The sequence below is a fragment of the Thalassospira lohafexi genome, from assembly GCF_002844275.1.
Classification (GTDB): domain Bacteria; phylum Pseudomonadota; class Alphaproteobacteria; order Rhodospirillales; family Thalassospiraceae; genus Thalassospira; species Thalassospira lohafexi.
Map to the genome: position 1 here is coordinate 567,101 of NZ_NXGX01000002.1, position 21,994 is coordinate 589,094.

Genomic DNA, 21,994 nt, shown 5'->3' on the forward strand with positions numbered 1-21,994 from the left:
GATGAAAATCATGTCTGGCTGGTCCCTGATCCGAATTGCCACGATCCTTGTCTATCTGTTCTTGTTTGCCCCGGTCGCGGTTGTGATCCTGCTGGCGTTTAACGCCAATCAGTTTGGCGGGTTTCCGATCGAGGGATTCTCGTTGCGCTGGTTTGATGCGCTTTGGAACAATGATGCCATTGTGCGGGCGTTTAAAACATCGCTCTTGCTGGGGCTTTTGACCAGTGCGGTTTCGACCACATTGGGCACCCTCGCCGCCCTTGCCATGGTCAGATACGATTTTCCGGGAAAACGGACCATTTCGACCCTGTTGGTTGCCCCGATCCTGATCCCGGAAGTCGTTCTGGCTGTGGCATTGCTGCTGTTCTTGCAGTTCCTGTCCATGCCCAAAAGCTTTGGCCTTCTTTTGATGGGGCATGTGGTCTTTACCCTGCCGTTTGTTGTGCTGGTGGTTCAGGCCCGGCTTGTCTCCATCCGCCGCGACGTCGAAGAAGCCGCCATGAGCCTTGGCGCCACACCGATCCAGACATTCTTTGAAATCACCCTGCCCTTGATGCTGCCGGCGGTGATGGCTGGGATGCTGTTTTCATTCACGATTTCCTTTGATGACATCACTGGCACGCTGTTCTGGAAACCCGGTGGCGTTGAAACCGTTCCGACCCAGATTTTCGCCATGCTGCGCAATTCCATTAGCCCGGAAATCAACGCACTGGGCGCTGTGATGGTGATCTTTACCATTGCGCTGCCGCTGGTGGCCGCATCGGTATCACGCGTTCTTTCAATGCGCAAAATACGCGCCAGTAACAGAACAAATAACCGTGCCAATAACAGCTCTGAACAAACTGCTTAATATGGACTTTAGATATCGCGGGAAACCGCCAAAACCAACAACAAGACCAATACAATAACAACGACCAAGAACATAACCGATTAACGGATAATTCCTTACCAGGAGGCCTAAATGGACGATACCAAACGTTACGAACGCCTGCTTAATCGCTATCGCGACGGTGACATCAGCCGCCGTACTTTCCTGACCGCCCTTGGTGCTGCCGGTGTTGTTGCCGGTGTCACGGGTGGCCCGATGGGCATGCTGGCTCGCAAGGCACATGCCGCAACACCTGAACAGGTCCGCTTTGACGGCTGGGGCGGCGTTGTGTCCGAGGCGTTTGAGAAATATGCCTTTGCACCCTATACTGAAAAAACCGGCATCGACGTTGTCTCGGGCACCTTTGGCGGGGCGGATGAATATATCGCGCGTGTCAAAGCCGGTCAGCCGGGTGAGTTTAACCTCGCCCATCTTTCCGGTGTGTTTGACTATGCCCGTTATCATGGCCTGGAACTGACGTCGGAACTGAACGAAGACAACATTCCAAACCTTAAAAACGTCATTCCCAGCCTGATTGAGCCGTTGCGCAAAATCACCGGCGGCACCCTGTCGGCTGTACCATATGACTATGGTACCACCGGCATTGCCTATAACCGCAAATACATCAGCGATGAAGAAGCCAAGGCCAAAGGTGCAAAACTGATGGTCGATGAAGCCTACAAAGGCAAAATCGGCGGCTGGGGTGAATGGAAAACCCGTATCTGGTACGGCGCACTTCAGTCCGATCAGGATCCGAACAACATCAAGGACATTGATGCGGTTTGGGACATGATCCGTTCGCATCGCGATCTGGCTCTTAAGTATTGGAGTTCAGGGGCCGAATTGATGAGCCTTCTGGCCGAAGAAGAAATCTATGTCACCGAAGGCTGGTCTGGCCGTATCAAGGCACTTCAGGATCAGGGCCATGACATCGGCTATCATGATCCGGCCGGTGGTCTGGGGTGGCAGGAATGTATCTTTGTCCTGCGCGGAAGCCCGATGGCTGCCTGTGAAGAGCTTTTGAACTTCATGCTTGAGCCAGAAGTCGCGATTGCGGTTGCCGAAGGTCAAAGCTATCCGCCTGCCCTTGATCCGAACAAAGTCGAACTTGGCAAGATCATCCCGACCTTGCCAGCATTCGATCCGTCCGGAACGCTTTCATCACTCAGCTTCTTCGATCCGGCGTATTGGAACGAAAACGAAGCTGACTGGTCGAAAACCTTCTCCCGTGTGCAGCGCGGCTACTAAGCCCCGCCTGCTTACGTGAACCGGTGTCCTGGCCATTGCACAACCGGCCAGGACACCTTCGCCGCCTTTTTCAAGCTGCGGCTTATTTCTGACAGGGTATTTAACAATGGCAGACACCAAAAACGCCGTTGAACTGCAAAATGTCGTCAAACGCTACGGCGAATTTACTGCCGTCAAACGCATTGACCTGACCGTACCAGACAACAGTTTCGTCACGTTTCTGGGTCCGTCGGGCTGTGGCAAAACCACGACATTGCGCATGATTGCCGGTTTGACCGATATCACAGAGGGCGATTTGCTGATCCGGGGTAAGCGGGTCAACAGCCTGCCGATCCACAAGCGCAATCTGGGCCTTGTGTTTCAGAACTATGCCCTGTTCCCCCATAAATCGATTTTCGACAATATTGCCTTTGGCCTGAAATACCGCAAAATCAGCAAGTCTGACATCCGCGACAAGGTCAATCGGGCCCTTGATCTGGTGCAATTGCCCAATGTTGCCGAACGCTATCCCAGTCAGCTTTCCGGTGGCCAGCAACAGCGTATCGCGCTTGCACGTGCCATCGTGATTGAACCCGATGTTTTGCTGCTTGATGAACCGCTATCGGCCCTTGATGCCAATCTCCGCGAAGAAATGCGCGTCGAGCTTAAACGCATTCAGCGCGAACTGGGTATTGCCACGGTATTCGTCACCCATGACCAGTCCGAGGCATTGGCGATGTCTGACAAACTTGTTGTGATGAACAATGGCTTTGTCGAACAGGAAGGCGCGCCCCAAGACGTCTATAACAATCCGGCGTCGGCCTTTGTTGCCGACTTCCTTGGCCATTCAAACATCATTGCCGGGGCCCTTGGCGGTCCCGATGCGGCCTTTACCAATGTAAACTTGCAATCGGGCGAAACGCTTTTGACCACCGATGAGCAAACGGCCAAGGCCAATGGCTCCAAAGACGTCCGCGCAGTTATTCGGGCGGAAAAAATTGGTCTGTCCGAACAGGACGGATCGGGAGACGGCGTCATTTCCATTCCCGGCAAGATCAAGACTGTCGATTATCTCGGTCAACAGGCCCGATATTTTGTCGAAGCAAATGGCCGCGATTGGCAGGTCATAAATCCGATAGATGCCCGCCCCCATCAGGAAGGTGCCGATATCTTTATGCATATCGCTGCCCGTAATTGTGTGTTGTTGCCCGGTCACCAGGATTGATTTCACCAAGATTGATTTGCCAATCTGACCGGATCAGGAGAGCCACCAAAAATGACGCATACCGACAAAGCCCCGGTCGGTCACAACCGGGAATCCCGCCTGTTTTACCAAAGCCGGTCGCGCCGTCCGCTGATTGACCGTGCAAAAGGCGTCTATATGTGGGACGTCGATGGCAAACGCTATATCGATGCATCCAGCGGTGCCATGGTCAGCAATATCGGCCATAGCGACCCACGCGTGATTGCCGCGATGAATGCACAGCTTGAAAAAGCCAGCTTTGCCTATCGCCTGCATTTTGAAAATGATGCGGCGGAAAACCTTGCGTGGCGTTTGGCCGAACGCGCACCGGGTGATCTGGAACGGGTTTTCTTTGTGTCTGGTGGGTCCGAGGCTGTCGAAAGCTGCATCAAACTTGCCCGCCAATATGCACTGGCAAAGGGTGATGCCCAACGCACCAAGGTTATTTCACGGTTTCCAAGCTATCACGGTGCGACACTGGGCGCGCTGGCCCTGACCGGCTATACGCCAATGCATGCGCCCTTTGCACCGATGATGGTCGATCAACCGAAAATCCCCGCCCCGACCTGTTATCTGGATCGCGATGATCTGACCGACCATGAACGCGGCATCAAATATGCCAATTTGCTTGAGGCTGAAATCCTAAAACAGGGTCCCGAAACCGTCCTTGGTTTCATCATGGAACCGGTTGGCGGGGCCGCGACTGGGGCACTGGTTGCGCCCGACAGCTACTATCACCGCATCCGCGAAATTTGCGATCAATACGGCATCCTTCTGATCTATGACGAGGTCATGACCGGGGCCGGTCGTACCGGCAAATATTTCGCCGCCGAACATTGGGGTATCACGCCCGATATCCTTGCCGTGTCCAAAGGATTGGCGGCGGGTTACGCCCCGCTCGGTGCGATGATTGCGCCCGACCGCATTGTCGGACCGGTACTTGATCACGGCGGGTTCATTCATGGCTACACTTATGCTGGCAACCCGCTGGCCTGTGCGGCGGGCAATGCGGTTCTTGATGTCATTGACGAAGACGGGCTTCTTGAAAATGCCGCAACCAGTGGGGCTGCGTTAAAGACCGAACTTGGCAAACTTGCCGATGACTTCACCATGATCGGTGATGTGCGCGGCCTTGGTTTGTTGCTCGCGATTGAACTGGTTAAAAACCGCAGCACCATGGAACCGCTTGATCCCAAACATATGGCAGCCGCCCGTTTGGTCGATATCGCCTATGACATGGGCCTGATCATTTACTGGCGCCGCACACGCGGCGGGTATCGCGGCGATCACGTGATGATCTGCCCGCCGATGTCGATCACTCCAGATCAGTTTTCCGACATTCTGGGTCCGCTGCGCGCCGCCCTTAGCGATCTTCAGGACGAACTTGCCCTTGCCGGAGCCTTCTCATGAACCGCAAAGTCATCATTACCTGTGCGATTACGGGATCGGTTCATACCCCATCCATGAGCCCGCATTTGCCCATCACCCCCGATGACATTGCCAAACAGGCCATTGATGCCGCCAATGCCGGGGCATCGATCCTGCATCTGCATGCGCGTGATCCCAAAACCGGTTTTCCCAGCCCAGACCCCGATCTGTTTTTAGAATTCCTGCCCAAGATCAAGGCCGAAACAGATGCGGTGATCAACATATCAACCGGTGGCGGCATGACCATGACGGTCAAAGACCGCATTCGCGCCGCCAGCATTGCTGCGCCCGAAATGGCATCGCTGAATATGGGAACGATGAATTTTGGATTGTTCCCCGCCCTTGCGGTGGATCGCGACTGGCAACATGACTGGGAACCGGAATTCCTTGAAAACAGCCGCGACTTTGTTTTCAAAAATACCTTTGCCGACATCGAAACCATTCTCGCCGATCTTGGTGAAGCCAATGGCACGCGGTTCGAATTTGAATGTTACGACGTCGGGCATCTTTATACGCTGGCCCATTTTGTTGAACGCGGCCTGATCAAAGGCCCGCTTTTCATCCAGTTTGTCATGGGCATTCTGGGCGGCATCGGGGCGGACCCGGACAACCTCGCCCATCTTAAACGCACCGCCGACAAGCTGTTTGGCGACCAATACCAGTTTTCGGTTTTAGGCGCGGGTCGCCATCAAATGCCACTTGCCAGCATGGCCGCGGCCATGGGCGGAAACGTGCGGGTCGGGTTGGAAGACAACCTCTATCTGCGTAAGGGCGAACTGGCCCCCGATAACGCATCCCAAGTCCGTAAAATCCGAGAGGTTCTTGACGGATTATCGCTTGAAATCGCAACCCCCATTGATGCCCGTGCTCAACTTGGGTTGAAAGGCGGCGACAAGGTCGCCTTTTAGCCAAAACACCATCGCGCGACCAGCGCCAAGGAACAAAGACAAAGACGCCATCACCCGTTACGACCACGCTTAACGTGAAAGGCGGCAGCCATGATGCATGCCTATTTCTCAGACGATCAGTTACGCCATCACGGCAAAACATTCATTGTTGCCGGTGAACGCAAACCGATCCCCGAAGTCCCCGAACGCGCCGAAATCCTGAGTGGTGCGGTATCGCGCCTTGGGCTTTCTCTGCATACGCCGCGTGATTTCGGGATGGACCCGATTGCCGCCATTCACGATGCCAATTATCTGACATTCCTTCAAACCATCTACTCGGAATGGCAGGCCGCTGGTGGGTCGGAACTGGTGATCCCCAATATTCACCCCTTTGATCGCAATGGTCCCTATCCGCGTCATCATGTCGGTAAGGCAGGCTTCCATCTGGGTGATACATCCTGTCCGGTATCGGAAACTACATGGTATTCGGCCTATGCCAGTGCGCAAACCGCCATTGCCGCCACGCGTCATGTCCGTGATGACGGGGCCAACACCGCCTATGCACTGTGCCGCCCACCCGGCCATCACGCCAGTTCCAACATCGCCGGTGGGTTCTGTTATCTCAACAACAGTGCGATTGCTGCACAGGAATTGCGCGCCAAATATGACCGGGTGGCGATCCTTGATGTCGATCTGCATCATGGCAATGGCACGCAGCATATTTTCTATGGCCGTGATGATGTCATGACGCTTTCGATCCATGCCGACCCCAGTGATTTTTATCCATTTTTCTGGGGCCATGCGCAGGAACGTGGCGAAGGTGCCGGGGTTGGCTTTAACCATAACGATCCCCTGCCCCTTGGCAGCGGTGACACCGCTTTTCTCGGCGCACTTGACCGGGCATTGGCCGTGATGGATGATTTCAATCCGGGGGCGGTTGTCATCGCCCTTGGACTTGATGCATCGCGCGATGATCCGTTTGGCGGCCTGACCGTCAGTCCGGACGGATTTGCCAAAATCGGTGAAAAAATTGGCACCCTTAAGTGCCCAACCGTGCTAGTGCAGGAAGGGGGGTATGTCAGTAACACGCTGGCAGAAAACCTGTATCAATTCATCAGCGCGTTTCGCACCACCAACGACAAAAACGCCCCAAAAAACGCTTAGACATCAGAAGGCCCCAAATGACCCATTCCGACATCCTGATTATTGGCGGCGGCATCGCCGGTATGTCTGCGGCATTCTTTCTGGCAAAGGCCGGAAAGTCCGTCACGGTTCTGGAACGCGAAGACCAGCCCGGGTATCACAGCACCGGCCGGTCTGCGGCCCTGTATAGCGAAACCTATGGTCCCAAAATCATTCGCAAGATGTCGACGGCAAGCCGGGATTTCTTCATCACCCCGCCCGACGGGTTTACCGACCACCCAATCCTGACCCCGCGCGGCATCATCATGACCGCCGCCCCCGGCGAAGAAGCCAAACTTGACGAAATCCTGACCGAAGGCCGCGCAAACGGGGCAAATTTTGTTTCCCTGACCCCGGCCGAGCTCAAAGAAATCATCCCGGTGATCAATACCGATCTGATTGCCAGTGCGGCCCATGAAACTGATGCCATGGACATTGATGTTCACGCACTTCATTGGGGCTTTATCCGCCAGTTCAAATCACTGGGCGGTACGTTGATCACCAAGGCCGATGTCTGTGCGATCAGCAAAACCGATGGCACATGGCAGGTAACCCTTGGCAATGGGCAAACCCACAGCGGTGATATCATCGTTAATGCCGCAGGCGCATGGGTCGATGACATCGCCACCAAGGCCGGTGTCAAACCGCTTGGCATTACGCCAAAACGCCGCACCGCCGTGATGGTGGATTTACCATCGGATGTGAATGCCCATGGCTGGCCACTGGTCGCCAGCCTTGATGAAAGCCTGTATTTCAAGGAAGACGCCGGACGGTTGCTGGTCTCCCCCGCCGATACCACCCCGACCGAACCCCATGATGTCCAGCCCGAAGAACTCGATATCGCGATCACGATTGACCGGCTGATGACTGCAACCAGCATCGAAGTCCGCCGTCCCGGCGAAAGCTGGGCCGGGTTGCGCAGCTTCTTTGCCGATGGCGACCCGGTTTCGGCATTTGATCCCGCCGATGGCAGTTTCTATTGGCTGGCCGGTCAGGGCGGATATGGCATTCAAACCGCACCGGCCATGGGCGAATATGCCGCCAGCCTGATCTGTGGCGGCGGCATTCCGGTCCACATGGAAAAGCTTGGCATTACCGAGGATGCGCTCTCGGCAACCCGGCCGTCGCTGGTGACCGGGAAATAACCGGCTGCACCGCCCCGAACGGAGACACATCAATGACCCGCTTTGACCGCAACAGCTTGCGCAAGGCCGTATCAAACCGCACGACGCAGGCGGTCGATGACCTGTGTGCGCTGGTGCGTCATGACAGCCTGCTGGGCAACGAAACCTCTGCACAAGGCTGGATTGCCGATCAGTTTGCCGATATGGGCCTTGATGTCGAACGGGTTGCGATTGATATCGACGCTCTGCGCGATCAACCAGGATTTTCCCCGCCGGTGATTGATGATTATGACGGACGCGAAAACGTCATTGGCCTGCACCGCCCCAAAAACCCAACCGGGCGCAGCCTGATCCTTAATGGCCACATGGATGTTGTGCCAACCGGGCCAGCAAACAAATGGCGGCGCGGCCCGTTTGATCCTTATGTCGAGGGTGACTGGCTTTATGGGCGTGGTGCCGGGGATATGAAGGCCGGGATTATTGCCTATTGCCACGCACTTCGCGCCCTTCACGATATCGGGCTGGAACCCGCCGCACCGGTGATTTTACAATCGGTTATTGAGGAAGAATGCACGGGCAACGGCGCGCTGGCCTGTCTTCATGCCGGGTATAAGGCCGATTGTGCGATCATTCCCGAACCGTTCAACCAAACCCTTATGACCGCCCAGCTCGGCGTGATGTGGTTTCAGCTTCATGTGTCGGGTAGCCCGGCGCATGTTCTCGATACCTCGGCGGGCAGCAACGCGATTGAAGCGGCCTTTGGCTTCTTTGAAGTTCTTAAAGAAGTCGAAGAAATCTGGAACCATCCAACCCACCGTCATGCCACCTATGGCGCGCATGTTCATCCGGTGAACTTTAATCTTGGCAAAATTGACGGCGGCGAATGGGCATCAACCGTACCGCCGGTATGCACTGCCGACATCCGGGTTGGGTTTTACCCGGGCATGGAACTTGAAAAAGTCCGCGAAACGATTGAGGCGGTTAAACAAAGTGCGATTGACAACCACCCGGCGTGCAAGGGTGCGTCGTTTGACATCACCTATCGCGGGTTTCAGGCCGAAGGATGCGAGATGGATGTCAATCATCCGATGATGACGATGATGGGCGACATCCATCAGGAAGTCACCGGCAACACGATCAAAAACTATGCCTCAACCGCAACAACCGATGCCCGGTTTTTCCAGATTTACGGCAACATCCCGGCCACCTGTTATGGTCCCAAAGCCGAACGCATTCACGGCATTGATGAACGGGTTTCGATTGCCAGCATGATGGAAGTCACCGAGGTCCTTGCCCTGTTTATTGCCGACTGGTGTGGCGTGCAAAAGCGTGCTAGCTAATTAGTATTATTGAATAATATATACTAAACCCCACAAGGAGAGTTTCATGACCATTCAACGTTTTCACACCGGCCCACGCATGAGCCAGGCCGTTGTCCATGGCGACACCATCTATCTTGCCGGTCAAGTTGGCGATGCCAACAGCGACATCACCAACCAGACCAAAGAATGTCTGGCAAAGGTTGATGCCCTTCTGGCCGAATGCGGTTCGAGCAAAGAAAACATCCTGTCGACCACCATCTGGCTGGCCGACATGAAAGATTTCGCCGCCATGAATGCGGTTTGGGATGCATGGGTTCCGCAGGGTCACACCCCGGGCCGTGCCTGTGGCGAAGCCAAACTTGCCACCCCTGATTTTCTGGTCGAATTCATGATTATTGCGGCAAAGCCGTAATATTTAACGACCAACAAAAAACGCCCGGCAGAGCAATCTGGCCGGGCGTTTTGTTTTAAGCGATCCATGCTGATATGTTCAGGCGCGTTCTTCGCGGGTCACGATCAAGGATTTGGCTTCAAGTGTGCGATGCACCGGGCATTTATCGGCAATTTCCAAAAGCTTTGCCCTAGTTGCATCATCAAGATCACCGACGAAGGTGATCTTGCGTTCGAACCGGTCAATCTTGCCGCCTTTTTGCGTATGTTCCTCGGCACACTCCGCACAATCATCGGCATGAATTTTATCATGCAGGATTTCGACCCGCACAGCTTCAAGCGGGATGTTTTTATGGTCCGCATACATCCGAACCGTCATCACCGTGCAACTGCCAAGGGCGGCTGACAAAAACTCATAGGGTGACGGGCCGCTGTCAAACCCGCCGACATTTTCCGGCTCATCGGCCAACATGCGATGACGCCCGGCCATCACCATCGCCTGAAACTTGCCCTGCCCGGTTTCGCGCACGACAACACCGTTGCCGATGTCATTTTCCACCGCTTTATCGGCGGGAATATACCGCCCCGCCCAAGCCGCAATCACCGATGCGGCATACTCCGCATTCGCCGGATCACGCAGCAAATGATCGGCATCATCAAGGGATACAAAGCTTTTGGGATGCTTGGCCGCGTCAAAGATTTTCGCCGCATTTTCAATCCCGACGGTTTGATCCATCGGCGCATGTAAAACCAGAAGCGCCTTGCGCATCTGACCAACCGCGCGCGCAAGATCATGATTGGCAAGATCATCGACAAACTGGCGCTTGATCACGAACGACCGCCCGCCGAGCGAGACTTCCGCCTCACCGTTGTTTTTAATGTCGTCAAGATGGGCGGCAAAGTTATGCGTTACGTGATCAACATCGGCTGGTGCGCCAATCGTCGCGATTGCCGTTGCTTCGGGCACGCGGTCGGCAACGGCCAGAACCGCCGCCCCGCCCAACGAATGCCCGATCAAAAGCTTCGGTGCCTCAAATTCATCACGCAAAAAGTCCGCCGCCCGTTCAAGATCATCAAGGTTCGATGTAAAATTGGTCGAGGCAAAATCACCGCTTGATCCCCCAAGCCCGGTAAAATCAAACCGCAGCACCCCGATGCCTTGCAAGGTCAGGGCTTCGGCAATTTTGCGCGCCGCACTTAAATCCTTGGTACAGGTAAAGCAATGGGCAAACAGGGCATAAGCCTTTACCGGCCCGGTCGGCATATCAAGCCTTGCTGCCAGCTTGGCACCATGGGCGCCGTCAAAAGTCAGTTTAACGGGTTTTCCGAGCATCGACAGTCTCCGACCAAGGCAATGAACAAAACGAACTTTTATCTTACGTCACACACGATAAGATTGCAGTAGCGCCACCACCGTAACACGGAAATTTTAATGACCATTCTGCAAACACCGCGCACCATCGTGCGTCAGGCAACCCTTGATGATGCTGCATTTGTCATCGAATTGCTTAATGAGCCGGGCTGGATACGCTTTATCGGGGACCGCGACATCCATGATCTTGATGCGGCGCGTGCCTATATCCACGAACGGCTGCTTTCAAGTTACGCAAAACACGGTTTTGGAAGCTATGTCACATGTGAAAAATCAACTGGCAAACAGATCGGTCTGATCGGCTTTGTCAAACGCGATACCCTTGATGCACCCGACATCGGCTATGCCGTTTGCCAAGCCCATCAGGGCAAGGGATATGCCTTTGAAGTCTGTCAGGCATTGATGCAGCACGGATGGGAAAATCTTGGCTTTGATCAGCTGTATGGCTATTGCCTGCCCGACAATGTTGCATCGGTCAACTTGCTGGAAAAACTTGGCATGACATATCTGCGCGACGAAGACGTCAATCAATCCGATGAGATGTGTCGACTTTACAGGGCAACCCACCCATAAATCTGGCACCGTCAGCCCCAAGAAAAAACCCCGCATCTGGCAAAAATGCGGGGTTTATATTATTTGCGCCGAATGCCGATCTTGCGCCCGACACCTGACGGAATTTCAAGGCCCGCGTGCGCATCCTTGATCTTGTTCAGTGTCACCATGATATCATCGGGAAACGGTGCGGAACGCCGCTGTTCCATATTGATATGCATGGTGATGATTTCGTTGGTCGATGCCAACCAACCCTCGGTCCCATGACGCATTTCATGATACATGTGAATGCGTTTCGGATCGCAATCCAGCACGCGCGTATGGATCACAAACGGCGCATCAAGGTGAATTTCGCGGTCATAGGTCACATGCATTTCAAGACCAAACGTCGATCCGCCGCGCTCCTTGGGATAGGTTGCCCCCATCCCGACCGCGTTTAAAAACGCCATCGACCCCAGATCAAACGCCACCACGTAATAGCCGACATTCATATGGCCATTAAAATCAATCCATTCCGGTTTGATCGTGCCGCGATATGCCTCAAGCGGTTGTGGCGCAAAAAGATCCGTACTGATCATTTCCCGACGGCCTTGACCACGGCAACGGCGGCAGCGAAATCTTCCAGCGAATGACCAACCGATTTAAACACCGTGCATTCACCGTCACTTTCGCGGCCCTTGACCTCACCGCGCGTCAGGCCAAACAGATCGCCAATAATATCGGATTTTGCAATCGCACCACTGTCGATTGCCTGCACCACATCACCGCCCTCGGCACTCGCGCCCTCAAAACTATCGACATAGATGCGGCATTTTTTCATCACCGCATCATCGGTTTCGCGCATGGTCGGTTTAAACGCCCCCACCAGATCAACATGGGTGCCATCACGCAACCAATCGCCACGCACCAGCGCCTCGGTCGAAAGCGTCGCACATGAAATCAGATCAGCTGCTTTACATGCACCTTCAAGATCATCCGTACCGGTGGCATTAAAGCCAAGTTCGGCAATCTCGCCCGCAAGCTTGTTTGCCTTATCGCCATTGCGATTCCAGATTGTGACATTCTTGATCGGACGAACCGATGCGTGTGCGCGGATCAATTGCGGTGCCATCGCCCCCGACCCGACCATCACCATGTCGGTGGTGTCTTTACGCGCAAGGTAATCCGCGGCCAGTGCCGATGCCGCCGCCGTGCGGCGCGTGGTCAATTTGGTGCCATCAATCACCGCCGATGGCTGCCCGGTCACCGCATCAAGCAGGATATAGGTTCCCGACACCGCCGGAAGGTTCCGCGCCGAATTCCCCGGCACCACGGCGGCGACCTTCACCCCCGCTGCACCATCTTTTTGCCAGGCGGGCATAATCAGGAAGGTCGCATCATCCTCGTTACTGCGTTCCATGTTGAAATGACTGCGCAGCGGCGCCTCACAACCATGGGCAAACCCGTCACGAAGGGCTTCGACCAGATCACGGGGCGAAACAAACTTGTCGATATCTTCTGCCGAAACGAAACGCATGAGCCTTCCTGTATAACTATTTTTGATTTCAGTGTGGTAGCGGCCTCTTTTATACCACGTCACACCGTCTCAGTCACAGGAAGACCGTTGGATTTTATGCTGTTTTTCAGGGGTTCTTCAGAAGGTTTACGGCTGTAAAAACCGTTTGAGATGGCCAAACAGTGATCCTGTGCCCAGAAAAACTTCTTCAAGCACGGTAAAGTGGTTCGCACCCCACGCCTTATAGACCGGAACGGTCAGGCCAGAACGCCTGCAATATGCGGCATAGGCATCACTTTGCCGAACAAATTCCGGGCTTTCATTGCCGCCAACAATTGCCATCATTTTCACATCCAGCGGCACCGCATCAAGCATCGGTGAATTGTCCGCCGCCGATGCTTCATCAAGGCGGATATCATCATTCATCGTTGTATGGCGCACCGGTTCAAGGTCAAACACACCTGAAATCGGCACCACGGCACAAAACGGGTTGGGATCGCCAAGGATATCTTCCCAGTCACAGGACGCCAGTCGCGCAACAATCTGCCCACCGGCCGAATGACCAGAAATTGAAATCCGGTCCTGATCGCCGTTAAACTCACCCACATGCTGATAGACATATTTCACGCAACGCACCGCTTGCTGGGTGATGTCGGCAACCGTCACATCGGGACATAAATCGTAATTTGCACAAATCACCGTAAAGCCCGCCGCCACCAAATCACGGGCGACAAAGGCATAATCCTTTTTGTCCTGACTGCGCCAATAGCCGCCGTGGAAAAAGATATGTACTGGTGCGCCTGTATCGGCCGACAGAAACACATCCATGGTTTCTTTTGGCCCGTCGCCAAAACGGACATCGATCTTAGGTTTGAGTTGTGCCCGCGTCTCATCAGACAATTTCACGAACCGGTCGAAATGGGTCATGAACTCCGGCACGGTTTCGCGCGGATTATATTGCCATTCCAATTCTGCTGCTGTGAAACCGCCCCAACTCATCCGCCACCTCGAATTTACGGGTCTGTCTTGTATACGATTGACTATTCTACAACGATCTTTGTTTAATTTTTGACCATTTGCAAACACTTCACATGCGCTCTACGTATTTTTTGCACTCAATGGCCAACAATGATTGAACCTACCCGACCGGAATGCGAAAATGTGTGAAAGCAATTTCAGATCAACTGGATAGATCATGACGACTGCCCCAAATCAAAGCCCGTTCCCCGCATCCGACCTTGATCGCAATCAGATTTGGCACATGCTGGTCCCGCGCGACATTGCCGCCTTCGTCGCCGCCGACTGGTCTATGGTCAAAGATGATTTCAAGGCCGATGGGTTTTACGCGATTGATGCCGGTACGTCCGATGATCCCGACGTATGGAAAATGATGTTCCCCGACCTTACCGCTTACCGGGACGAATGGCTGCGCCAAGCAGTTGCGGCCAAGGAAGTGCCCTATGCCGAAGACCTCTATACGGCGGTCTTTCGCGCCACCACGCTTGATAAAATCGACATCACCGGCAACCGTGCGCTGGTCCGCAAACATTTTAACGGGCGCATAAAAAAAGCAGACGGATCCGAAGACCGTCTGCTTTGGAAAACCCATTATTACTGCGAAAAACAAGATAGTGGTAAATGGCTGATTACCGGATTTACCGGCTATCTGCCCAATCACGATCCGGCTTAATCGCCTTAAAGAACCTTGCCGCGCGCCGCGACATCAACGGTTTTGATGGTATCCCCTCGCACCAGATGCACCTGATCAAGCATATTGCTAACCACACAAACATGGTTGGGAATGATTTCGATCCGTTCGCCAATTTCAAATGGCGTCAAATCCGGCTCGAAATGCAAAACACCGTGTTCTTCGGAAAGGCCAACCACATCGACCTCGGGATGGCCGACGACATAGCCAAATCCTTCAAGCCCCAAAAGATCGGACGTCAGGACCTTTGACCCGGCATCAATCACGGCCCGCCCCGGCGCCGGAAGCGACACCACCTCGGCCACAACCCGCAACGCGCAATCGTCTTCACCGCACACATCGCGCGCCATCAACGACCGGTCGTTATAGATATACGTCCCGATGCGATGCTCGGTGACATGGGCAACTTCGTGCGCCTTCCACATATCTGGCGTCCCGCCGGAACTTCTGATCGGGCAGGCAATGCCAAGCCCGTCAAGCAACGCCATCACATCGCCAAAAAATCCACCGACCTTGGGGCCACCGCCAGCCGACGGATAGGTCATCAAACCGGCAAAGGACACACCGGGCAAGCTTTCAATTTTCTGCGCCAGTGCCACCGCCGCCTTTGGCGTTTGAACCCCGCAACGCCCGCCACCGGTGTCACATTCGACCAGGATTTCAAGCGGCTTGTCACTATCGGCAAAAGCACGCGAAAGCCCCTCGACCACGGCCGTATTATCGGCCACCACGCGTAGCGTTTTCACCCGATCAAACAACGCGCGCAGGCGTGCCAGTTTTCGGGTCCCCAGCACGTTATAGGTCAAAAGGATGTCATCAAGCCCGGCATCGGCCATGACTTCGGCCTCGCCGATTTTTTGGCAGGTAATACCCTTGGCCCCGGCGGCCAGTTGCTGTTTGGCGAATGCCGGGATTTTGTGGGTTTTGATGTGCGGGCGCAATGCAATCCCATGTTTATCGCAATAGGCCTGATAGGCATTTACGTTGCGGTCCACGGTATCAAGATTGATCACCGCACATGGGGTATCAAGTTCAGGATATTGCGGCGAGCGGGTCATAAAAACCGTCCTTCATTTTCGGTGGTGACGCGACGGGCATTTGATCATCAACTTGCCTTGGCAGCAAACGGATCATCAACAATTGGCCAAAGCGGACGGTTCAAATGACGGTATCCGTTGGTTTTGGGATCCGACGGATAGGGACCATGCACATCCACATAAATGATTTCACCGGCAATCTTGGCAAAGGAATCGTAGAAGTGATTGGTCGATTTGATGAACAGATATTTTTTTGATTTTGGATCAATGCCCATATTCGAAAACAGGCTGGGATCGAAACTTTGCGACCGGTTGGAATTCAGGATTACCTCCCCACCGCCCGGCAGCTCAATCACCGCACAATCACCAAGTGGCACGATGCTTTCGCCAAAATACTGCCACGCATTGCGTTCAAGTTTTTTGACTTTGACCTCGGCATCAATTGGCGCGCCGGCATGGGCGCCGGTCTTCCCACCAAAACGAAGCGGCAAAGTCGCCCCCTCGCCGGCCGAAAAACAGGTCCGCACCGCCATCGGGTCCCAAAGGGTGCCTACGGCAAAATCACGTAGCCCCCGTTTCATCACCGCGCGCAGCAACATGGTGCTGTCGCCGGGCACCCCACCGCCCGGATTGTCCCAGACATCGGTCAGAACGATTGGTTTGGCATCTGATGCCAATGCCTGATCAAGGGCGACGTCCGGTGTGACAAAACTGGGTCGGGTGGCCCCACGGAAACCAAACAGCTCGACCCCCAGGTCGTTTGCAACCTGCTTGGCTTCCGCAGGGTTATTATTGGTGGTGACAATCACCTTGGCCCCAAGGTCGGGGACGTCACCGGCCATAAATCCATGGATGAACGATACCGACAGGATATCGCCCGTGCCTTCCATATCCTTGGCGCGGTCGATAAAGGATCGCATCGGTTCACGCGACGTCGGCAACACCTCGATCATATGGCAGTCAAATACTGCCTTGGTCGGAATGATTTCGCCCCGCAGTGTTTTCAAAACAAGGTCAACAACCGCGCGCCCTGTTTCGACAAAATCGGTGTGGGGGAATTCCTTGAACGCGACAATGACATCAGCGTTTTTCACGCGCAAATCGGTCAAATGGCTATGTGGATCAAAACTGGTACCAATCACCACATCCGGCCCGACCATAGCGCGAATGCGCGCAATCAGATCGCCTTCACAATCAAGGTAATCCTGTGCGACCATTGCGCCATGCAGGCCAAGGATAACACCGTCAACCGGCATGGCGGCCCGCAATTGGCCAAGGACCTCATCACGAAGCTTTTCATATGTTTCGCGGTTGACCAACCCGCCGGGCTCGGCCCAGGTGGCGGTTCCTTCGATCAAATCCCAGCCTTCTTTGGCGGCCCGCAGGCGCCCTTCGGTAAAGACGGCACTGCACAGGGTCGGGGTGACCGGATGCTGACCCGGCGGTGCATAAAAGCTTTCCTGAAAATCGGAAAAATCAGTGCGTAAAGGTGAAAATGTATTGGTCTCGGTTGCAATCGAGGCGCAAAAAATCCGCATGGCCCGTGCCTTTTGTTTTTGGTCTTTTAATAACGGTTTAGGGTTTGAAGGGGCGAGGTTCTCGCCCCTTCAACAATGCAAAAGCTTATTCGGCCATGTAGCGATTATCGTTGGCTTTCTCGACTTCTGCTTTGAACAGGTCGAGCAACTCAACACCTTCGTCACCAAGGCTTTCCTGAACGTGTTTGATCACGACCGGCTGGGTTGCCTCTTTGAACTTTTCACGGTCTTCAGCCGACAATGCGGTGATTTCCATTTTGTCCTTAAGACCGGCCAAACCACGATCAGATGCCTCGATCACACGCGAAACACCCCGGCTTGCAACAACGCAAGACTGGGCGGCATAGCGCACGATTTTCTGCTGGTCTTCGGTCAGGTCATCCCAGAATGCTTTTGACAGCATCATGGTGTAGGGCGAAAACAGATGGTTGGTCAGGGTCAGATAGCCCTGTACTTCGTTGAACTTGGCAAAGGTCACGGTCGGAACCGGGTTCATCTGACCATCGATCACACCGGTCTGCAGACCGGCATAAACTTCACCCCATGCCATCGGATAGGCTTCGGCACCCAGTGCCTGCATGATTTTCTGATGCGATGGCAGCGACATGGTGCGCACACGAATGCCTTCGAAATCTTCAAGTTTGGCAATCGGGTGTTTGGAGTTGGTTACGGCAAAGAACCCGCCGGTATCGGGGAAGCCAAGAACCTTAACATCGGCAAGGGTTGCTTCGATGTCTGCGGCCAGTTTTTCACCAAACGGACCATCAAACACATCATAGGTCGATGCGTTGCTGTCAAAGGCGAATGCAAGGTTCAAAACGTCGATACGCGGGTAATAAGATGCCAACGCGCCGGTGGAGGTCAGGGTTGCCTGAATGATACCATCACGCACCATCTGCACATGTTCAGCAGCCGAACCAAGCTGGTTGGACGGATAGACTTCAACTTCGATTTCGCCATTGGTGTCGGCTTCGACGATGTTGGCAAAAACAGCCGTACAGGCATGGGCCGGATTTTCAAACGGATCGGCCTTGTTATCATGGGCGAATTTCAGGACTTTCGTCTCGGCAAATGCCATTGACGTGCTGCCCATCAGCATTGCGGTTGCCAGGGCGGCTGCGCCCAAACGTTTTGCGGTTTTCATTATACTGCCTCTCCTTGATTAACGACTTTATGGTGTCCGATTGTTGGTTCATGTCGCACCCCGGCCCGGACCTGACCGGGGGCTATTTCGATGCCCCGTGCTTAGCGGAAACCCAGCAATCGCGGTATCGCGAGGGCCAAGTCCGACCAAAAGGCAAACAGGAACAGCACACCCAGTTCGGCCAGCAAAAACGGCCAAAGCTGTGCTGCAATTTTTTCAAGTTTTTCGCCCGTGACTGATGACAGCACAAACAGACAAGCCCCAACGGGCGGCGTCATCAGTGAGATATTGAGTGCCAGAACAAAGATGATCCCGGCATGGATCGGGTCCATCCCGATCTGCATGGTCAATGGCACCAGAACCGGGGCGAGAATGATCAGGATCGCGTTGATATCCATCACCATGCCGATCATCAGCAGCATGCCGACGATCATGAAAATGACGATGTACCGGTTGTCCGAAACGCCCAGAACCATGTTCGCGACTTCTTGCGGGATGCGGTTAAAGCTCAGCCACCAGCCAAGGATCGATGCAAAGGCAATGATGACAAAGATCACCCCGGTCACACGCGCCGTTCTGATCAGCATCCTGAAGAAGGCATTGAATGTCAGGGCCCGGTAGATGAACACACCGATAAATAAGGCGTATGCAACCGCGACGGACGCCGCCTCGGTCGGGGTGACGATCCCACCCAGAATACCGCCAAGGATGATCAGTGGCATGATGAGCGCCGTGATCGACGATTTGAAAATCTTCCAGACTTCCAAAAGCGACGCCCGGCGTTCATTTTTGGGCAGGTTCTTGGACCGTGCCGTCACGGCAATCACGGTCATGCAAATCAGGCAAATCATAAGACCGGGCAAAATACCGGCCGCAAACAGCCCGCCAATTGAAACCCCCATCAACGACCCATACACAACCATCAAACCCGATGGTGGAATGGTCGGACCAATGATCGATCCCGCCGCCGTCACTGCACAGGCATAATCACGGCGATATCCGCGTTCGACCATGGCCGGCACAAGAGTCTTGCCAAAGGCGGCCGCATCGGCGGTTGCCGCCCCGGTCAATCCGGCAAAGAACACAGACGCCAGCATATTGGTATGCGCAAGGCCACCGCGCAGATGCCCGACAAGTGCTTGGGCAAACAACACCAACCGGCTGGTGATGCCGATATGGTTCATGATCTCACCGGCCAGAATAAAGAACGGCATGGCAAGAAACGGAAACACGTTCAAACCGTTGAAAACCTTGCTTGGACCCTGGGATAAGAAAATCCCCCCGCCCATATCAAACAGGCCCACAACACCGGCGACACCAAGGGCAAAACCAATCGGCATGCCCAAAACCATCAGAACGACAAAGATAATGGCGACGATCATTCTGCGCCCTCCGCAATATCAATCGGAACGAAGCGGCCCTGATCGCGCAAGGCAACAAGCAAAAGCTGAATGGCCGCCAGCAATGACGCCACCGGCACAGCCGCATAAGGCAGCGCCAGGGACATGCCAAAAATCATGGCCTGTCGGCTCATGCCGCCCATGGCAAAATCAAATCCGTAAATCGCCAGATACAAAAACGCCGACAATGCGATCAGATCGACCAGAAACAGGATGGATCGCTGTAGCGGCATGGGCAGACTTAAAACAACCATGCCAATGCCAATGTGTTCGCGCCGTGCGATCCCGGCCGATATCGCCAGTAAGGCCGACCAGATCATCAAATAGCGCGCCAGTTCTTCGGGCCACGGCAACTGCCAATGAAAGATGTATCGATCAATAACGCCAAGCCAGACATCGAGAACAAGGGTCAACATCAAAACCGCGATGACGCGTTCGACGACCCAGTTCAAAGACCGGCTCATGGTTGCTGCTGCTGTTTCAACACGGCGTAATGCCATCTTCGCCAAACTCTCCGCTGATGAATCTTTTATGTAATTTTTCTACATACTGAGTATCATTTTGTAGCTTGTCTACATATTTTTGACATGTATCGAGCGATTTTTCCACTATTGACCTTCTCCACAAGCTGATTTAGGTAGTTAAACTACATTTTTAGACGGGCGTCGTTTTCAATCGACCCCACCAGCCACAACAGGGAGATTATCCATGGCGATCAAACATTACGGCAATGAACGCAGCGGTGCCGGTGGACAGAAGCTGCCATTTTCACCCGCTGTTCGTGCAGGCGACTACGTCTATATTTCGGGTCAGGTTGCCATGAAAGAAAATGGTGAAATCGAATATGGCAGCATCGAAGATCAGACCCGTCGCACCATGGAAAACGTCAAGGCGACCTTGGCACTTGCCGGGTGCACGCTTGATGATGTGTTCAAAATGAATGTCTGGCTGGCCGATACACGCGATTTTTGGACGTTCAACCGCGTCTATGCCGAATTCTTCCCGGGCGAGCGCCCTGCACGCTCCACGGTACAATCGCAGATGATGGTGGACGCCAAGATTGAAATTGAAGCTATCGCTTATAAGCCTGAATAGTGATACTTCCCAAGGGGGTGCCGTTGATGGCCCCCCTACCCGTCCTTTGAACAGCACCGGACAAGACCCATGCAACCAACAGCCGACATCATCAGTCTGTTGCGCAGTCAATCGGGGAAATTCCCCAACCGCGAACAACAGGTTGCCGATTATGTCAGCGAGCATCTCGAAGCGGTGACCACCATTGCCCTTTCGGAACTTGCCGAAAATGTTGGTGTAAGCGAACCAACGGTAATCCGGTTTTGTCGTACATTGGGCTGTGACGGGTTTCGCGATTTCAAAATGCAGCTGGCGCAAAATTTGGCCGTCAGCATGCAATATCTAACGTCCGAGGATATATCGGACGACACCACCGCTGCCGATGTTTTATCAAATCACGTTCTTGGCGTGATCATTGATAACCTTCGCCTGCTACGTGATCAGCTTTCATCCGATCAGGTTGATCAGGCCGCCGACATTCTGGTCAAGGCCCGACAGATTGCCTTTCTGGGCGTCGGGGGCGGTTCAACAACCGTGGCCTTTGATGCCGCCAACCGTTTTTTCCGGCTTGGCATCCCGGCACAATCGCAAAGTGATGGCTATTTACAGCGCATGCTGGCGTCCACCCTTGGCCCGGAGGATGTGATTTTTGCCATTTCCACCAGCGGCCGACCGACCGAGCTGATCCATTCTGCGGCCATTGCACGGCAATATGGTGCCAAGGTCATATCACTGACCCATCCCGACAGCCCCCTTGCGGCCGAAAGCGATCTGGTGGTGGCGATTGATATGCCAGAAAACCCCGATATCTATAAACCGACCGCCACCCGCCATGCGTTTCTGGCAACGATTGATGTGATTGCCACCGCCGTTGCGCGACGCATGCCCAATCAGGCCAAGGAAAAGCTGCGCCGCATCCGCTCGTCCCTGTTAACCATCAATCCACCAACGGGCCGTCAGCCGATTGGCGACTAAGCCACCACGCACATCCGTATCCAGCATC

Annotated in this window: 22 protein-coding genes; 13 read left to right on the plus strand and 9 right to left on the minus strand. The window is 54.2% G+C overall.

Features of this window, described 5'->3' with window-relative positions; all coding sequences use genetic code 11:
- Position 1: 1 nt before the first annotated feature.
- The 9 genes from COO92_RS06440 (at position 2) to COO92_RS06480 (ending at position 9,693) form a co-directional block, all read left to right on the plus strand.
- The gene (locus COO92_RS06440; protein WP_240626346.1) at positions 2–850 is read left to right on the plus strand and encodes an ABC transporter permease; all 849 of its coding nucleotides are present in this window, start codon (positions 2–4) and stop codon (positions 848–850) included.
- A gap of 111 nt (positions 851–961) precedes the next feature.
- Positions 962–2,116 (plus strand): extracellular solute-binding protein, encoded by a 1,155-nt coding sequence (locus COO92_RS06445; protein WP_101300726.1) that lies wholly within the window; start codon positions 962–964, stop codon positions 2,114–2,116.
- 106 nt (positions 2,117–2,222) lie between these two features.
- The gene (locus tag COO92_RS06450) at positions 2,223–3,320 is read left to right on the plus strand and encodes an ABC transporter ATP-binding protein (RefSeq protein ID WP_101300728.1); all 1,098 of its coding nucleotides are present in this window, start codon (positions 2,223–2,225) and stop codon (positions 3,318–3,320) included.
- Between the two features lie 51 nt (positions 3,321–3,371).
- A complete protein-coding gene (locus COO92_RS06455; RefSeq protein ID WP_101300730.1) occupies positions 3,372–4,748 on the plus strand; it encodes an aminotransferase family protein in 1,377 nt (458 codons plus the stop codon).
- Positions 4,745–5,674: a 3,5-dioxohexanoate:acetyl-CoA acetone transferase gene (gene kce, locus COO92_RS06460; RefSeq protein WP_101300731.1), complete on the plus strand. Its 930-nt coding sequence runs from the start codon at positions 4,745–4,747 to the stop codon at positions 5,672–5,674. The genes COO92_RS06455 and kce overlap by 4 nt, the downstream gene beginning before the upstream one ends.
- A gap of 90 nt (positions 5,675–5,764) precedes the next feature.
- On the plus strand, positions 5,765–6,817 hold the full coding sequence (locus COO92_RS06465; RefSeq protein ID WP_101300733.1) for a histone deacetylase family protein: 1,053 nt from the start codon (positions 5,765–5,767) through the stop codon (positions 6,815–6,817).
- Positions 6,818–6,834: 17 nt separating this feature from the next.
- Entirely contained in the window at positions 6,835–7,980 is a 1,146-nt protein-coding gene (locus COO92_RS06470) for an NAD(P)/FAD-dependent oxidoreductase (protein WP_101300734.1), read from the plus strand.
- A 32-nt stretch (positions 7,981–8,012) separates the two neighbouring features.
- Positions 8,013–9,299, plus strand: a complete 1,287-nt coding sequence (locus COO92_RS06475) for a M20 family metallopeptidase (protein ID WP_101300754.1) — start codon at positions 8,013–8,015, stop codon at positions 9,297–9,299.
- Positions 9,300–9,345: 46 nt separating this feature from the next.
- Complete coding sequence (locus tag COO92_RS06480; protein ID WP_101300755.1) at positions 9,346–9,693, plus strand: RidA family protein; 348 nt, start codon at positions 9,346–9,348, stop codon at positions 9,691–9,693.
- 78 nt (positions 9,694–9,771) lie between these two features.
- Here COO92_RS06480 and COO92_RS06485 read toward each other — a convergent pair whose 3' ends face one another.
- Positions 9,772–11,004, minus strand: a complete 1,233-nt coding sequence (locus tag COO92_RS06485) for a bifunctional alpha/beta hydrolase/OsmC family protein (RefSeq protein WP_101300756.1) — start codon at positions 11,002–11,004, stop codon at positions 9,772–9,774.
- Between the two features lie 99 nt (positions 11,005–11,103).
- Between COO92_RS06485 and COO92_RS06490 the strand changes: the two genes are divergently transcribed.
- Positions 11,104–11,616, plus strand: coding sequence for a GNAT family N-acetyltransferase (locus tag COO92_RS06490; RefSeq protein ID WP_101300758.1), 513 nt, complete (start codon positions 11,104–11,106; stop codon positions 11,614–11,616).
- Between the two features lie 59 nt (positions 11,617–11,675).
- Here the strand turns inward: COO92_RS06490 and COO92_RS06495 are convergent, their stop codons facing one another.
- The 3 genes from COO92_RS06495 to COO92_RS06505 all read right to left on the minus strand — a co-directional run bounded on the left by COO92_RS06495 (position 11,676) and on the right by COO92_RS06505 (position 14,089).
- A complete protein-coding gene (locus COO92_RS06495) occupies positions 11,676–12,173 on the minus strand; it encodes a thioesterase family protein (protein ID WP_101300759.1) in 498 nt (165 codons plus the stop codon).
- Entirely contained in the window at positions 12,170–13,111 is a 942-nt protein-coding gene (gene lhpI, locus COO92_RS06500) for a bifunctional Delta(1)-pyrroline-2-carboxylate/Delta(1)-piperideine-2-carboxylate reductase (RefSeq protein ID WP_101300761.1), read from the minus strand. Before lhpI ends, COO92_RS06495 begins: the two co-directional genes overlap by 4 nt.
- 126 nt (positions 13,112–13,237) lie before the next feature.
- Positions 13,238–14,089, minus strand: a complete 852-nt coding sequence (locus COO92_RS06505; protein ID WP_101300763.1) for an alpha/beta hydrolase — start codon at positions 14,087–14,089, stop codon at positions 13,238–13,240.
- Between the two features lie 196 nt (positions 14,090–14,285).
- Here COO92_RS06505 and COO92_RS06510 point away from each other — a divergent pair, with 196 nt between their 5' ends.
- Positions 14,286–14,780, plus strand: coding sequence for a hypothetical protein (locus COO92_RS06510; protein ID WP_101300764.1), 495 nt, complete (start codon positions 14,286–14,288; stop codon positions 14,778–14,780).
- Between the two features lie 5 nt (positions 14,781–14,785).
- Here COO92_RS06510 and COO92_RS06515 read toward each other — a convergent pair whose 3' ends face one another.
- The 5 genes from COO92_RS06515 to COO92_RS06535 all read right to left on the minus strand — a co-directional run bounded on the left by COO92_RS06515 (position 14,786) and on the right by COO92_RS06535 (position 20,417).
- Positions 14,786–15,856 (minus strand): D-TA family PLP-dependent enzyme, encoded by a 1,071-nt coding sequence (locus COO92_RS06515; RefSeq protein WP_101300765.1) that lies wholly within the window; start codon positions 15,854–15,856, stop codon positions 14,786–14,788.
- A 47-nt stretch (positions 15,857–15,903) separates the two neighbouring features.
- Positions 15,904–17,373, minus strand: a complete 1,470-nt coding sequence (locus COO92_RS06520) for a M81 family metallopeptidase (protein WP_101300767.1) — start codon at positions 17,371–17,373, stop codon at positions 15,904–15,906.
- 85 nt (positions 17,374–17,458) lie between these two features.
- A complete protein-coding gene (locus COO92_RS06525; protein ID WP_022732467.1) occupies positions 17,459–18,517 on the minus strand; it encodes a TRAP transporter substrate-binding protein in 1,059 nt (352 codons plus the stop codon).
- A gap of 101 nt (positions 18,518–18,618) precedes the next feature.
- Positions 18,619–19,899: a TRAP transporter large permease gene (locus COO92_RS06530; protein WP_101300768.1), complete on the minus strand. Its 1,281-nt coding sequence runs from the start codon at positions 19,897–19,899 to the stop codon at positions 18,619–18,621.
- Positions 19,896–20,417, minus strand: a complete 522-nt coding sequence (locus COO92_RS06535; protein ID WP_022732469.1) for a TRAP transporter small permease — start codon at positions 20,415–20,417, stop codon at positions 19,896–19,898. Before COO92_RS06535 ends, COO92_RS06530 begins: the two co-directional genes overlap by 4 nt.
- A gap of 208 nt (positions 20,418–20,625) precedes the next feature.
- Between COO92_RS06535 and COO92_RS06540 the strand changes: the two genes are divergently transcribed.
- Positions 20,626–21,012: a RidA family protein gene (locus COO92_RS06540; RefSeq protein ID WP_101300769.1), complete on the plus strand. Its 387-nt coding sequence runs from the start codon at positions 20,626–20,628 to the stop codon at positions 21,010–21,012.
- 69 nt (positions 21,013–21,081) lie between these two features.
- A complete protein-coding gene (locus tag COO92_RS06545; RefSeq protein WP_022732471.1) occupies positions 21,082–21,966 on the plus strand; it encodes a MurR/RpiR family transcriptional regulator in 885 nt (294 codons plus the stop codon).
- The last annotated feature ends 28 nt before the right edge of the window (positions 21,967–21,994 follow it).